This window comes from Bacillus sp. UNC322MFChir4.1, assembly GCF_000746135.1.
Lineage (GTDB): Bacteria > Bacillota > Bacilli > Bacillales > Bacillaceae_G > Bacillus_A.
In genome coordinates, this window is sequence record NZ_JQKQ01000001.1 from 215,284 (window position 1) to 230,090 (window position 14,807).

General features: G+C 36.0%; 17 protein-coding genes and 1 pseudogene. 7 read left to right on the forward strand and 11 right to left on the reverse strand.

The features are described from left to right. Nucleotides 1-51: 51 nt before the first annotated feature. Both BR72_RS00995 and BR72_RS01000 read right to left on the reverse strand, forming a co-directional pair. Nucleotides 52-840, reverse strand: a complete 789-nt coding sequence (locus BR72_RS00995; protein WP_035429203.1) for an inositol monophosphatase family protein — start codon at nt 838-840, stop codon at nt 52-54. Between the two features lie 88 nt (nt 841-928). Next, nucleotides 929-1,117, reverse strand: a complete 189-nt coding sequence (locus BR72_RS01000; protein ID WP_035429204.1) for a hypothetical protein — start codon at nt 1,115-1,117, stop codon at nt 929-931. A 207-nt stretch (nt 1,118-1,324) separates the two neighbouring features. On the opposite strand from BR72_RS01000, the gene BR72_RS01005 reads away from it, so the two are divergent. Continuing rightward, nucleotides 1,325-1,951, forward strand: a complete 627-nt coding sequence (locus tag BR72_RS01005) for a YktB family protein (RefSeq protein ID WP_035429205.1) — start codon at nt 1,325-1,327, stop codon at nt 1,949-1,951. Nucleotides 1,952-2,033: 82 nt separating this feature from the next. Here BR72_RS01005 and BR72_RS01010 read toward each other — a convergent pair whose 3' ends face one another. After that, nucleotides 2,034-2,303 (reverse strand): UPF0223 family protein, encoded by a 270-nt coding sequence (locus BR72_RS01010; RefSeq protein ID WP_035429206.1) that lies wholly within the window; start codon nt 2,301-2,303, stop codon nt 2,034-2,036. Nucleotides 2,304-2,773: 470 nt separating this feature from the next. On the opposite strand from BR72_RS01010, the gene BR72_RS01015 reads away from it, so the two are divergent. Next, the gene (locus BR72_RS01015; RefSeq protein WP_090994627.1) at nt 2,774-4,258 is read left to right on the forward strand and encodes an aminotransferase class I/II-fold pyridoxal phosphate-dependent enzyme; all 1,485 of its coding nucleotides are present in this window, start codon (nt 2,774-2,776) and stop codon (nt 4,256-4,258) included. Between the two features lie 291 nt (nt 4,259-4,549). After that, a complete protein-coding gene (locus BR72_RS01020; RefSeq protein WP_035429209.1) occupies nt 4,550-5,380 on the forward strand; it encodes a protein-glutamine gamma-glutamyltransferase in 831 nt (276 codons plus the stop codon). 32 nt (nt 5,381-5,412) lie between these two features. Here BR72_RS01020 and BR72_RS01025 read toward each other — a convergent pair whose 3' ends face one another. Beyond that, entirely contained in the window at nt 5,413-5,544 is a 132-nt protein-coding gene (locus BR72_RS01025) for a GapA-binding peptide SR1P (protein ID WP_035429210.1), read from the reverse strand. Between the two features lie 198 nt (nt 5,545-5,742). After that, entirely contained in the window at nt 5,743-6,039 is a 297-nt protein-coding gene (locus tag BR72_RS01030; protein WP_035429211.1) for a DUF3055 domain-containing protein, read from the reverse strand. Between the two features lie 131 nt (nt 6,040-6,170). Between BR72_RS01030 and BR72_RS01035 the strand changes: the two genes are divergently transcribed. Next, nucleotides 6,171-6,563 carry a DUF1885 family protein gene (locus BR72_RS01035; protein ID WP_035429212.1) on the forward strand — a complete coding sequence of 131 codons (393 nt, stop codon included), beginning with the start codon at nt 6,171-6,173 and terminating at the stop codon, nt 6,561-6,563. Here the strand turns inward: BR72_RS01035 and BR72_RS01040 are convergent. The 5 genes from BR72_RS01040 to pdhA all read right to left on the reverse strand — a co-directional run bounded on the left by BR72_RS01040 (nt 6,560) and on the right by pdhA (nt 11,869). Beyond that, nucleotides 6,560-6,793, reverse strand: a complete 234-nt coding sequence (locus tag BR72_RS01040; RefSeq protein WP_035429214.1) for a hypothetical protein — start codon at nt 6,791-6,793, stop codon at nt 6,560-6,562. The genes BR72_RS01035 and BR72_RS01040 overlap by 4 nt on opposite strands. A gap of 184 nt (nt 6,794-6,977) precedes the next feature. Next, nucleotides 6,978-8,390: a dihydrolipoyl dehydrogenase gene (gene lpdA / locus BR72_RS01045; protein ID WP_035429216.1), complete on the reverse strand. Its 1,413-nt coding sequence runs from the start codon at nt 8,388-8,390 to the stop codon at nt 6,978-6,980. A gap of 6 nt (nt 8,391-8,396) precedes the next feature. Further along, nucleotides 8,397-9,683: a dihydrolipoamide acetyltransferase family protein gene (locus BR72_RS01050; protein ID WP_035429218.1), complete on the reverse strand. Its 1,287-nt coding sequence runs from the start codon at nt 9,681-9,683 to the stop codon at nt 8,397-8,399. 89 nt (nt 9,684-9,772) lie between these two features. Then, nucleotides 9,773-10,750 carry a pyruvate dehydrogenase complex E1 component subunit beta gene (gene pdhB / locus BR72_RS01055; RefSeq protein WP_035429220.1) on the reverse strand — a complete coding sequence of 326 codons (978 nt, stop codon included), beginning with the start codon at nt 10,748-10,750 and terminating at the stop codon, nt 9,773-9,775. A 3-nt stretch (nt 10,751-10,753) separates the two neighbouring features. Next, nucleotides 10,754-11,869, reverse strand: a complete 1,116-nt coding sequence (pdhA, locus tag BR72_RS01060; protein ID WP_035429221.1) for a pyruvate dehydrogenase E1 component subunit alpha — start codon at nt 11,867-11,869, stop codon at nt 10,754-10,756. A 583-nt stretch (nt 11,870-12,452) separates the two neighbouring features. Between pdhA and BR72_RS27550 the strand changes: the two are divergent. Together BR72_RS27550 and def are read left to right on the forward strand one after the other, a co-directional pair. Continuing rightward, nucleotides 12,453-12,533: pseudogene (locus BR72_RS27550) on the forward strand (YjcZ family sporulation protein); the annotation flags it as partial. Between the two features lie 106 nt (nt 12,534-12,639). Next, nucleotides 12,640-13,194, forward strand: a complete 555-nt coding sequence (gene def / locus BR72_RS01070; RefSeq protein WP_035429226.1) for a peptide deformylase — start codon at nt 12,640-12,642, stop codon at nt 13,192-13,194. A gap of 122 nt (nt 13,195-13,316) precedes the next feature. On the opposite strand, the gene BR72_RS01075 is transcribed toward def, so the two are convergent. Then, a complete protein-coding gene (locus BR72_RS01075; RefSeq protein ID WP_035429228.1) occupies nt 13,317-14,090 on the reverse strand; it encodes a Cof-type HAD-IIB family hydrolase in 774 nt (257 codons plus the stop codon). Nucleotides 14,091-14,594: 504 nt separating this feature from the next. On the opposite strand from BR72_RS01075, the gene BR72_RS01080 reads away from it, so the two are divergent. Then, nucleotides 14,595-14,807, forward strand: a complete 213-nt coding sequence (locus tag BR72_RS01080) for a DNA-dependent RNA polymerase subunit epsilon (RefSeq protein WP_035429230.1) — start codon at nt 14,595-14,597, stop codon at nt 14,805-14,807.

Genomic DNA, 14,807 nt, shown 5'->3' on the forward strand with positions numbered 1-14,807 from the left:
GCGATTTTCTCTGCCTCTTACTTTTTTGTTTATTCTATGGATTTTATACACTTACTGTACATATTGTAGCATCTCTTCATACACACCTGGTCTTGCAACCAGAACGCTGCTCTTCTCAATAATTCGAAGCGACTCTCCAGTAAATGTCGTTACTTTTCCTCCAACCTCTTCTACAATAATTTTCCCTCCACCAAAATCCCATGGAGACAAACGAGGCGTCACATATGCATCTAATCTTCCTGTTGCCACATATACCATTTCCAACGCTGCACAACCGTACGAACGTGTTCCTCTTGCTTTTTTTACAAGCTGTGCCATTTTCCTCATATCAAGACGAGAGTTATCGGTAAGCCACGTTGCATTTACAGCAATAACGCCTGAAGATATTTCACCCGGCTGTAATGATGGAATTTTTATTTCATTACAAAATGCTCCAACACCCTTTTTCGCATGATATAACTCATCATGAACTGGGTCATATACGAGGCCAATTTTCCCAATACCATTCTCATATATACCAATTGAAATTGCAAAATTCCGCTTTTGATGAACAAAATTCATCGTGCCATCAATTGGATCAATTAACCACAAAACCCCATCCGTTGAAGCCAAATCATCGCCATATCCTTCTTCTCCAAGAATATAGTGTTTAGGAAATATTTCTTTCACTTTCCCAATAAAAAATTGTTCAATTTCTCGATCCATATTTGTTACTAAATCAGAGGCATTTGACTTCGTTTCAATAATAAGAGACTGCTTCATTGATGAAATAAGGTACTGCCCCGCTTCTTTTATCCATTGTTTTGCGTATGCATCAATTTCTTCCCATACCTCTTGCATTTTTAAACACTCCGATCTGTACGATTCACAGAAAAAACGAACCCTTTATAAGGTTCGCACCAACTTATTTTTTATACATACACTATTATTACGCCTCTAAACGGATCATTTCAAGTCTTAACACTTCTAATTTTTTCATACACTCCTCTTTTTTCATGTCATCATTTTCCATCATCGCATCATATAGGGTTGCTAATTCGTAATCTAATTCTAAACGTAACACCGGAATTCTCTTCTCCGCATCTGTTCTTTTTAATGCATTAATTACCTGTCTCATATTCGTTTGCCCCCTCCCAATATTCGTTTGCCCTCGACTTGAATTTACCTAATTTTCTGATTTTTTGTTTTATACTATATTATGTGGGATAAATCATCTATGCAACTAATTTGAATTTTTATCTCAAATTTTTTTATAAGCGTCTTTTTTTATGAATTGTACGAGCTATGTTAGAATAAAAACAAACTAGGAGTTGGAGGAACTACCATGACATCAAAAACTTTCAAAGAAAAAGACTTTGCTGTGTTCTCAGTAGATGGTTTAGAAGAAAGAATGGCTGCAATTAAAACGAACGTTCATCCGAAGTTAGAAGCTCTCGGTGAACAATTGTCTCATTTCTTAACAAATGAGACTAGTGAACCTTTTTTCTATCATGTCGCGAAACATGCACGTCGTAAAGTCAATCCACCAAACGATACTTGGGTTGCATTTTCAACAAATAAACGCGGATATAAAATGCTACCTCATTTTCAAATTGGACTATGGGGAACACATGCTTTTATATACTTTGGATTAATTTATGAGTGCCCACAAAAAATGGAAGCGGCTCATGCCTTTTTAAAGCATTTAAATGATTTAAAAACAAATATACCAAATGATTTCGTTTGGTCCATTGACCATACTAAGTCTGATGTAAAATTACATAGCACTCTTCAATTAGAAGAGCTACAAACAATGATTGAGCGGTTAGGAACTGTTAAAAAAGCAGAATTATTAGTAGGAATTCACATTTCTCCAGAAGAATTTACAAATCTTACTGACGAACAATTCATCGGAAAAATTGAAACAACGATGTTCTCACTCCTTCCTTTATATAAAATTTGTAATCGATAAAGCAAAACGGACAATATTTGTATTGTCCGTTTTTAGTTGTTATCCCATTATAACACTTCATTTTTTATTTTTCAAAAAATTTTTACATTTTAACAATATCTTCTTCCTGTAAATCTTTCGCCTTTTGAATTGTGCGATAAATGGAATAACCACTCACCTCTTGGAATTCTTTGTCGATTTTCTTTTCTTCTGCTTTTCCAGGCACAATTTCTTTAAAATGACGATACAAGCCCATTAAATTTTCTCTTTTCAACCCTTTTTCATAAGCTTGTTCAATCGCTTCATAAAATTTTATTACTGCAACCATTTCTTCTGTTGACCAATCATAATTAATTGGATATTGATATTCCATAATAACACCTCATCTATTCCAGTTCACTCTAATTTATTCTTCTTCATTATCATACGCGAGATAAAGTGAAACTTCCACCTGAATGCTTCTTCACGAATCGTTTTCTTTACCAATCCGTAATCTCATCAATGATATTTTTCTTGAATTCAGTAAAAAATATAATCTGTTCATGTGCATATACCTCACTCTTTCCGTCACTTATTTTGCTCAAGCTTCATTCGTTGATACTCTATCCTTAAATTTTTATCAATCCAGTAATTCATTTTTTACGCTTGAGCCTGCCAACTTAAAAATAATAATTACCATTATTATTTTTATATACATCTTCTCCTATAGGTGATATAATGCTTTTGTTTTATAGAACATAAAGGGATACTTCAAATAGTAGTGAGAATTTCTCTTCTGCTATTGATTAGTCGAACAGGATAAACATAAAACAAAACTAATAAATATTAATAAAAAAAGAAGGGGTGTATAGATTGTCCCAATACGAAACACCATTGTTTACTGCTTTAAGAGAGCACAGCAAGCGAAATCCAGTTCAATTTCATATTCCAGGTCATAAAAAAGGACAAGGAATGGATCCTGAATTCCGCGAATTTATTGGGCATAACGCATTATCAATTGATTTAATTAATATTGCACCACTCGATGATTTACATCATCCAAAAGGTATGATTAAGCATGCTCAAGATTTAGCAGCAAAAGCTTTCGGCGCTGATCATACATTTTTTTCTGTCCAAGGAACAAGTGGTGCAATTATGACAATGGTGATGAGCGTTTGTGGTCCTGGAGATAAAATTCTTGTACCGCGAAATGTTCATAAATCTATTATGTCAGCGATTATTTTCTCAGGCGCAAAACCAATTTTTATTCATCCAGAAATTGATCCAACATTAGGAATTTCACACGGAATTACAATTCCTTCTGTAAAAAAAGCGCTTGAAGAACATCCAGATGCAAAAGGACTACTTGTCATTAATCCAACATATTTTGGTTTTGCAGCTGACTTAGAGCAAATTGTAAAGTTAGTACATTCATACAATATGCCAGTACTAGTGGATGAAGCCCATGGTGTTCATATTCATTTTCATGACGAAATGCCAATGTCAGCAATGCAGGCTGGCGCTGATATGGCTGCAACAAGTGTTCACAAACTAGGTGGCTCATTAACACAAAGTTCTGTTTTAAATGTAAGAGAAGGGCTTGTAAACGTAAAGCATGTTCAATCGATTATTAGTATGCTTACAACGACTTCAACATCTTATATTTTATTAGCTTCACTTGATGTTGCAAGAAAGCGTCTAGCAACAGAAGGACGAGAACTTATTACGAAAACTATTCAATTAGCAGAAGAAGTTCGAGAGCAAGTAAATGAAATTGAACACCTATATTGTCCTGGTAAAGAACTGCTAGGAACCGATGCAACTTTTGACTATGATCCAACAAAGCTTATTATTTCTATAAAAGAATTGGGAATTACAGGGCATGATGCAGAATTATGGTTAAGAGAGCATTATAATATAGAGGTTGAGCTTTCCGATTTATATAACATTCTGTGTCTTGTTACACTTGGGGATACAGAAGATGAAACAAATTTACTAGTACGCGCTCTGCATGAATTATCAGCAACCTTTAAACATAGAGCAGAAAAAGGTGTTCAAATGCAAGTAGATATTCCAGAAATCCCTGTACTTGCGCTATCTCCGCGCGATGCCTTTTATTCTGAAACAGAAGTTGTTCCTTTTGCAGAAGCTGCTGGCCGCATTATAGCAGATTTCGTTATGGTCTATCCACCAGGTATTCCAATTTTTACTCCTGGTGAAATTATTACACAAGAAAATTTAGACTATATTCAAAAGAATTTAGAAGCAGGATTACCAGTACAAGGTCCTGAAGACATGACATTGCAAACTTTACGTGTCATTAAAGAATATAAAGCAATTAGCAAATAACTTCCTTCCCACTTCATATCTTTGGAGTGGGATTTTTCATTTATAAATACTCCTCTCCCAGCCTTCATATTATTTTTCCTATGCACCCTTTATTCGCCTATTCATACGATATAATGTAAAACTTCTATAAGGCGAAAGCCTGCTCAATCAAGATCTTACGGACAGTTCTCTCCCGGCAATCACAAAGGCCTAGTAGGTGAGAATCAATTAGACTTTAACTCCCTCTTAGCTGAGAGCCTCATCGCCCTTTAATTCAAAATCAAAAGAATGTAAACATATAGGTGGGATTTTATGATTGTAATTGGCCGCTCCATTGTACATCCATATATAAAAAATGAAAACGAACCTTTCTATTCGGAAAAACAACAAATTTTAGAAATTATGACTGGAAATCATGAAGTATACAATTTCCAATCATTACATGAGTTAGCTTTTGATATAAATGTCCGTGTTCATATCATTACTTCTGCTTTAGAGTTATTTAACAGCGGGTTACAATTTCGCACATTTAAGCAATCTTTCTGTAATCCTAAATTTTGGGAAAGAACGCATTTAGGTGGCTTTCAGCTTCGCCCTAATGTGTTACCCTCTTTTGCTATTCGTGATATTTTTCTAAACGGCAAAAAATATGGAACAGAATGTGCAACTGCAATGATTATTATCTTCTATAAATCACTGTTAGCATTGTATGACGAAGAAACGTTTAATCGTTTATTTGCAAATCTTTACTTATATACATGGGACTATGATAAGGATTTAAAGCTCACTACAAAAACAGGCGGAGAAATTGTTCCTGGTGACCTTGTTTATTTTAAAAACCCACAAGTGAACCCAGCGACAATTGAATGGCAAGGAGAGAATGCAATTTATTTAGGAAATTTCTTTTTTTATGGGCACGGTGTCGGTGTAAAAACAGAAAGTCAAATTATTGATGCACTCAATCAACGACGTATTCCTTTCGCTTTTTTAACAGCATATTTAACAGATTTTCTAACACGGATAGACAGTCGGATGATGAGCCAATTTGCCTCTACAAAGAAAATGCAAACAGAAATCGAACTCATTCCCATCCGAGACGATGCAATTATTGCAACAATTGGTCACACGACTTCAATCCACTAAAAAAACGCCTGCACATGCAGGCGTTTTTTTATTTATTGGGCTTTAGTATGTTCTTTATGCTCACACTCACAGTTAGAACCGCATTTTCCGTATAATACTGTTACTTTTTCATCCTCAAAATGCGCAATTGTGTTCTCACAAATTTGACATACGATAGTTCCCATTTTTAAATTCCTCCTAATATTGTAATTCCTAAGAATTTTTTGTAACCGCTTAACTTTCTGTCTTTATTTTAATATGTTATACTTTTTTAGTCAATAGTTTTGATTGTGACATATTAATTATTTTTTAATTTCATTAGTATGAAACATTTATAAATAATAAGCAGCCGTATATTTATTATTACGACTGCTTTGACACAATTATTCCTCATATTCAGCATGCACAGAAGTAGGTGGCAATAGAAATTTAAAAAACTGCGCAAGATCTGTTGCCTCTTCACTCGTTTTTAGTTTAAAGACATCTTGTAAATGGTGCACATTTTCAATATCATCCTGTCCAAGGAGAGTTGCTCGACCAGTTTGCATACAAACAACAAGTGGTTTACCAAAAAACATAGTTGTGTACACCACACCAAAATCATACCGTGTCTCATTTGTCATAAAACCAAGAAAGCGGACTTTTGTATTTTCATGTTCATCATATAATTTCTCAAACATTGTCCCTCTCCTTTCTTCTTGATTTATCCACAATGTATATATTAAACAAAAAAAGCAAGATCCCTTTTAATTGTCAAAAAATTTACAACAATGTTAAAATAGTAATATATTATGTCCTTAGGAGGTTTATTATGCAAGATGCAGTCATTAAACTCGTCCCAAATTCAAAACAGCAATCTATTTCTCTAGACGATGTTAAACAACTATTTCATTACTATAAAACAATTACAGCTCAAACAGGTCAACAACTCGGCTTTTCATACGCAAACACTGCCTTTCCATATGAAATGGTTGATACTTCAGATACAACACTTTGTTTAAAATCTAATCATGAACGCTATCACTCTATTTATGTAGGAATAGGAATTGAAAACGAACAATCTTTTATACAAATTACATTACCATCTACTGCAACCTTTGGAGATAAAGGAAAAGCTAATGAATTTTGCAGATTTTTAGCAAAGAAATTAGAAGGAGAATTACAGCTCTTTAACGGAAGAACAATGTACTTTTATAAACGTTAACTAAAAAAAAGTAACTTACTCATAAAAAAGAGAAGGCTATTAGTAATAGTGAATAAAATTGCCTCTTTCCTGGAGTGCAACATCATATTGGCAATAACATAAGCCAAATAAAAAAACACAAAAAAGAGCAGTACTTTGTAATGCAATTTATCGCGACTTGATAACAATAACACAACGGAAAATGCACCCCATATAATAAAATGAAACAAAGCAACAAAAGCTATTTTCATGCTGTTGCCTCCTTTCACACGTCCTATTGTATTATAATATATGGGCGCTAAAAGAAATCATTACATATATATGAGGAAACTGGCAGAAGAAGCAAATTGGTTTATTATTTTCATTATCATATTTCTTTTCCAAATAAAAACAACCGCCTCCTAATATATAGGAGGCGGTTGTTTTTATTTATCATTATTTTACAATGTGAATTGGCATTCCAAGAGCAACTTCAGCTGCTTCCATTGTGATTTCACCTAATGTTGGATGAGCATGAATTGTTTGAGCGATATCTTCAGCTGTCATTCCAGCTTCGATAGCTAAACCAAGCTCAGAAATAATATCAGAAGCGCCTGCACCTGCAACTTGTGCACCTACAATAAGACCATCTTCTTTACGAGTTACAAGCTGTACGAAACCGTCTGTGCTGTTTAATGATAATGCACGTCCGTTAGCAGCGAATGGGAATTTAGAAACTGCTACTGTCATTCCAGCTTCTTCTGCTTGTTTTTTCGTATAACCAACAGATGCTAATTCTGGATCAGTAAAGCATACTGCTGGAATTCCGATGTAATCGATTGCTGATGCATGACCGCTAATTGCTTCAACAGCTACTTTACCTTCATAAGAAGCTTTATGAGCTAATGGTGGTCCAGGAACGATATCACCAATTGCATAGATGTTTGGTACATTTGTACGGCATTGCTCATCGATTTCGATTACGCCACGGTCAGTCATTTTAATTCCAACTTGCTCAAGACCGATTTCTTGCGTATTTGGACGACGACCTACAGTTACTAATACATAATCAGCATCAACAGTTTGTACTTCGCCTTTTACTTCGAAGCTAACTTTTACGCCGTTTTCAGTTTCTTCAACGCCTTTAGCCATAGCTTTTGTATGGATTGTTACGTTGCCTTTTTTCTGAAGTGCACGTTTTACAACTTGGCTCATTGCTTTTTCGAAACCAGCTAAAATTTCATCGCCAGCTTCTAATACTGTAACTTCTGTACCGAAGTTTGCATATGCAGTACCTAATTCCATACCGATGTAACCGCCACCGATTACAACAAGCTTTTTCGGAATTTCTGGTAAGCTTAGAGCACCAGTTGAGTTAAGAACGCGTTTAGAGTATTTGAATCCAGGAATTTCAATTGGTGTAGAACCTGTTGCAAGAACAGCATTTTTAAACGTATATGTTTGTGCTGCTTCTTCAGTCATTACGCGTAATGTGTTTGCATCTACGAAGTAAGCTTCACCGCGAATGATTTCAACTTTATTACCTTTTAGAAGGCCTTCTACACCGCCAGTTAATTTCTTAACTACGCCGTTTTTCCATTCTTGAACTTTTGTGAAGTCAACTTTTACGTTTTCTGCAGTAATACCCATGTCATCAGAATGTTTTGCATTCTCATAACGATGACCTGCATTAATTAATGCTTTAGAAGGAATACATCCAACGTTTAAGCAAACACCACCAAGGTTAGCTTTTTCAATAATAGCTACTTTTTGTCCTAATTGTGCTGCACGAATTGCTGCAACATATCCACCAGGACCTGCACCAACAACGACTGTATCTAATTCAATTGGGAAATCTCCTACTACCATTGTTTATTACGCCTCCATTACTAATAATTGTGGGTCGTTTAATAGACGTTTAATTTGGTTTAATGCTTTCTGAGCTGTTGCACCGTCGATTAAGCGATGATCAAAGCTTAAAGATAATGCTAATACTGGAGCTGCAACGATTTCACCGTTTTTCACAACTGGTTTCTCAGCAATACGGCCGATACCAAGGATTGCTACTTCTGGGTGGTTAATAACTGGAGTGAACCATTGTCCGCCTGCAGAACCAATGTTTGTAATTGTGCAAGATGCACCTTTCATCTCTGCTGGAGCTAAGCGACCTTCACGTGCTTTACCAGCAAGTTCATTGATCTCGTTAGAGATTGTGAAGATAGATTTGCGATCTGTATCTTTAACAACTGGTACTAATAGACCTTTGTCTGTATCAGCTGCGATACCGATGTTGAAGTAATGTTTATGAACGATTTCTGAAGATGCATCGTCTAAAGAAGTGTTCAACATTGGGTATTCACGTAACGCAGATGTTAACGCTTTTACAACGTATGGAAGGTAAGTTAATTTAATACCTTTTTCTGCTGCAACAGCTTTGAACTTCTTACGGTGAGCAACAAGTTCTGTTACATCTACTTCGTCCATTAATGTTACGTGAGGAGCTGTATGTTTAGAGTTAACCATTGCTTTTGCAATCGCTTTACGGATACCGCTCATTTTCTCACGAGTTTCTGGGTATTCACCAGCTGGAATTGGTTGTGCTTTTGGAGCTTCTTCTTTCGCTGCTGGAGCTTCTGCCGCCACTGGAGCTTCTGTTTGTGCTACTGCTGCTTGTCCACCGTTTGCAAATGCGTCGATGTCAGCTTTTACAACACGTCCGTTTTTACCAGTACCAGCTACTAGACGAATGTCTACGCCTTTTTCACGTGCATGTTTACGAACAGATGGCATAGCAATTACGCGCTCATTAGCTACTTCTTCAGTTGCTGCTGGAGTAGCCGCTGCTGCCGGAGCTTCTTCTTTTACTTCTTCAGCTTTTGGAGCTTCGTCATGATCGTCACCCTTAAACTTAAGGTTTTCATAGCCAGGAGCGTCGAACTTAATTAAAGTATCTCCTACTACTGCTACTGTACCTTCTTCTACAAGAATGTCAAGTACTTTCCCTTTAACTGGAGAAGGAATTTCTACAACTGCTTTATCATTTTGTACTTCAAGAAGTACATCATCTTCGTTTACTTCATCGCCTACTTTAATAAACCATTTTACGATTTCACCTTCGTGGATACCTTCACCGATGTCTGGTAGTTTAAATTCAAATGCCACGGAATTCAGCCCCCTGATTCTTATCATTATTATTGGAAATTGCAAAAGAAATCAGCATGTGCTGACTTCCTTTGCACATAAAACTCAAATTAGAAGTTCATTACTTTGTTAACAGCCTCAACAATATCTTTGTGGTTTGGTAACCATACGCTCTCAGCTTGAGAGAATGGGAAGATTGTATCAGCAGCTGCAACACGTACAACTGGAGCTTCTAAGTTTAAGATTGCACGGTCATTGATTTCCGCTACAACGTTAGCTGCAATACCAGCTTGTTTTTGAGCTTCTTGAACTACTACAACACGACCTGTTTTTTCAACAGAAGCGATAATTGTTTCGATATCTAATGGTTGAACTGTACGTAAGTCCACAACCTCTAAAGAGATACCTTCTTTTTCAAGTTCTTCAGCAGCTTTTAATGCAGCATGTACCATTGCACCATATGTGATAACAGATACATCTGTACCTTCACGTTTCACATCAGCTTTACCAAGTTCAATTGTGTATTCGCCTTCTGGCACTTCTTGACGGAAAGAACGGTATAATTTCATATGCTCTAAGTATACAACTGGATCGTTGTCACGAATTGCAGAGATTAAAAGACCTTTCGCATCATATGGAGTAGATGGAATTACAACTTTTAAACCTGGTTGTTGTGTCATTAATCCTTCTAAGCTGTCAGCATGTAATTCTGGTGTATGAACGCCGCCACCAAATGGAGAACGAATTGTAACTGGAGCAGTCCAACGTCCACCAGAACGGTAACGTAGACGAGCCAATTGACCAGAAATAGAATCAATTACTTCGTATACGAAACCGAAGAATTGGATTTCAGGAACTGGACGGAAGCCTTCTAATGCTAAACCGATTGCAAGTCCACCGATACCAGACTCTGCAAGTGGAGTATCCATTACACGGTCTTCACCAAATTCAGCTTGTAATCCTTCAGTAGCACGGAATACACCGCCGTTTACACCAACGTCTTCACCAAACACAAGTACGTTAGGATCGTTTTTCATTTCAACGCGTAAAGCATCAGTGATTGCTTGAATCATTGTCATTTGAGCCATGGCTTACTTCGACTCCTTTTCTTTATAAATTTCATATTGTTCAGCTAAGTTGAAAGGCATTTTTTCGTACATGATTTCCATTAAATCAGTTACTTTTTGTTTTGGAGCTTGGTCAGCTTTAGCAATCGCTTCTTTAATGTCTTCTTTAGCTTGTTCGATTACTTTTTCTTCTTCTTCTTGAGACCAGATGCCTTTGTTTTCTAAGAATGTACGGAAACGTACGATTGGATCTTTTTGTTCCCATTCATTTTCGATATCTTTTGTACGGTAACGAGTTGGATCATCACCAGCCATTGTATGTGGACCGTAACGGAATGTTAAAGTTTCAATTAAAGTAGGACCTTCACCGTTTACTGCGCGCTCACGAGCAAAAGCAGTTGCTGCATATACAGCTAGTGGATCCATACCGTCTACTTGAACACCGTAAATACCAGCTGCAACTGCTTTTTGTGCTACAGTTTTTGCTGCAGATTGTTTTTCTACTGGAGTAGAAATTGCATAACGGTTGTTTTGAACAACGAAGATTGCTGGAGCTTTAAATGCACCTGCAAAGTTCATACCTTCGTAGAAGTCACCTTGAGACGCACCGCCGTCACCAGTGTAAGTAATTGCAACAGATTTTTTACCACGAAGTTTCATACCTAATGCAACACCAGCCGTTTGGATGATTTGTGCACCGATAATGATTTGTGGAGAAAGTGCATTTACATCAGCAGGCATTTGGTTACCCATGAAATGTCCACGAGAGAATAGGAATGCTTGATATAATGGTAAACCGTGCCATACTAATTGTGGAACATCACGGTATCCTGGTAAGATGAAGTCTTCTTTTTCAAGAGCAAAATGACTTGCTAATTGAGAAGCTTCTTGTCCAGCTGTTGGCGCATAGAAACCTAAGCGACCTTGACGGTTTAAAGAAATAGAACGTTGATCTAATACGCGAGTATATACCATACGACTCATTAATTCTTTTAATTGCTCATCAGTTAATTTTGGCATAGCTGCTTCATTCACAACTTCGCCTTTTTCATTTAAAATTTGTAATGTTTCAAATTGAGCTGCGATAGCTTTCATTTGCTCATCAACATTAAATAGGGTCTTTTTTGTTTTAGTACCCATTCCGTTCACCTCTTCCTCTCTTGAACCATATTCTTAAACGCTTTCACTAGCATCTCACTATACATGAAAGCATAAGTTTGAAAACTGACGTATCATTTGTCAGTTATTGAATAATTTGTGTACCTAACAATCTGTACTAATGTTTTCATTTAAACTAATTAATACAATCTTGATCACGTTTTTAAGTTTACAACTATTCTAATCATGATGTCAATCACTTTGATTTCAATTTTTTTCGAAGATTAGAGAGATTTTCTAAACAAATACAAGTTTTCAAAAAACCATCTGTATTAGTGAGCAAAAACCTCCTGTTATATTATTCCCTTTTCATACATATTTTGCTCATAGAATAATATGTAAACGCTTTATGTCCCTTTTATCTTTTGTCCTATCTTAATAAAAATATACAGCATCTTCCTTCTTTTTAGGCGAATAACTATACATTTCTCTTCTTTCTTCCATACATTATACTAACCGCAGCATTCGCGGAAATGGTAAAGGAGGTCACACCATGTACGGATACACTTTTTGTTATCCCTCAACTGCCTCATATCCTACGTATGGCTATGGTGGTGGTTGCGGCGGCGGCTTTGGACACGGTTTTGCTTTAATCGTTGTATTGTTTATACTTTTAATTATCGTCGGTGCTGCTTGCATCTGTTAATGCAAAACGAAACAATTATAAAAGAACAAGGCGTTTATTGCCTTGTTCTTTGTCATGACTTTTTTCATAACCTTTGGTAGACTAAAGATGAAAGGAGAGATTATATATGCTTACAATGAATGATGTAATTCGTGAAGGAAATCCCATTTTACGAGCAGTGGCTGAAGAAATAGCTCTACCTGCAAACGAAGAAGATGTTCATATATTACGAAAGATGATCGAATTTGTGATTAACAGTCAAAACCCTGAAATGGTTGAAAAATATAATTTACGTCCTGGAATTGGTTTAGCCGCGCCGCAAATCGGTGTTTCTAAAAGAATGATCGCTGTCCACGTCACAGATCGAGACGGTACATTATATAGCTACGCTTTATTTAACCCAAAAATTATTAGCCACTCTGTTGAACGTACATACTTACAAGGGGGCGAAGGATGCCTGTCAGTGGACCGTGAAGTCCCTGGCTATGTACCTCGTTACACTCGCATTACTATTAAAGGAACAACAGTGGATGGCGATGAAGTCAAGCTGCGTTTAAAAGGATTACCAGCAATTGTATTCCAGCATGAAATTGATCACTTAAATGGCGTTATGTTTTATGACCACATAAATAAAGATAATCCATTTATGGATCTAGAAAATGCAGCACCTTTAGAAAGATAAAACGAGTTTTCCATCAGCAGGAATTTTTGGCGACGTACAAATAACAAGATAAAAAGAGTCAGTTTTCACTAAAGGTGGCGAAAACTGACTCTTTTTATTGAAATGGTTCTCATATTTATACTTTATAACAACCCTGCCCACTGCAATCCATGAAGGATACCATCTTCTGCAACATCTTTCGTTACATAATTTGCAAGCTTTTTCAAATCTTCATGCCCATTTCCCATAGCAATTCCTGTACCTACAGCTTCAATCATTTCTAGATCATTTAGCCCATCTCCAAATGCATACACTTGTTCCCTTGTGAATCCAAGCTTTTCAATATACTTTTCAATCCCTTTCGCTTTCGACCCTCCCATTGGAATAATGTCCATAGAGTAAGCATGCCAGCGAATAAAATGAAACTTCGCATAGTCGTTAATAAACTTTTCTTCTTCTCCTGCTTTGCAAAATACAAGCGTTTGGTAAACTTCACGTTCCTCAAAAAAACTAGGTTCAAACGTAGGATGATCCATATGAAGGCTAGCAAAGCTTTCTGTTACATAATGATGCGATGTTACTGTTGCTTTCATTTCTTTATGATTCAAGTACACAAGCGGATAGCCTTCTTGTTCTGAAAATTTCGCGAAATCATGCAATGCATCAGGGTGCAAGGGATTTTTATATATAACCTCATCTTCAAACACCACATACTGTCCATTGAAACTTACATAGTTATGAATGTTTAGCTCTTTACGAATATCTTCAAACATAAATGGAGCACGTCCTGTTGCAATTGCCACATGTATACCTTTTTCTTGTAAACGGCGTACAGCTTCTTTTGTGGATTTTGGTATTTCTTTGTTGTGGTCTAGCAATGTTCCATCAATATCAAAAAAAACAATTTTATCATTCATTCACATAACCCTTTCTACTTCATCAATTCAAACGTAGCACATTATACTAAAAATATTTTTTCAAATACTAAAAAAGTATAACATATTGATAAATAAACTGCTTATTATCTAACCTTTCTGCCTAACTATGCATATACTGAAATAAAAACGATACTACGGTTCAACTTATGCATTTTCTTTTCTATTCTATCTCATACTATAAGTTGAACGAAATATTTTCTTATAGGTAGTTCATCTTTTGAAACTTAATTCTTCTTACTTATTTTAATTAAGATTATATACATGTTTTGAGCAAAGAAAGGAAGGGACAACCGTGCTGAAGAAACTGAAGAAAAAATTAAAAGTATATTGGAACGATTTGCTTCGAAAAAAAACAATTGCTTAAATCATGCCCATTCCGGGCTTTTTTCTTCACTCTTATGCGAAAAAACATGAAAATCATAACCGTTTGCTTTATAATAGTTAAAAGATAGCCTAAAACATAGACAAGGAGAGATTGTTTTAATGATTTTTAAAGTATTTTATCAAGAAAAAATGCTAGAAGTACCTGTACGTGAAAATACTAAGGTGCTATATCTAGAAGCTGGGTCTGAAAGAGAAGTTCGCACAAAATTACACAAGTTCGCATATAATATTGAGTTTATCCAGTCTGTTACTGGTGCTCATCTTGAATACGAAAAGCAATATGCAGATTTCAAATTAGCGGAGAACGTTTAA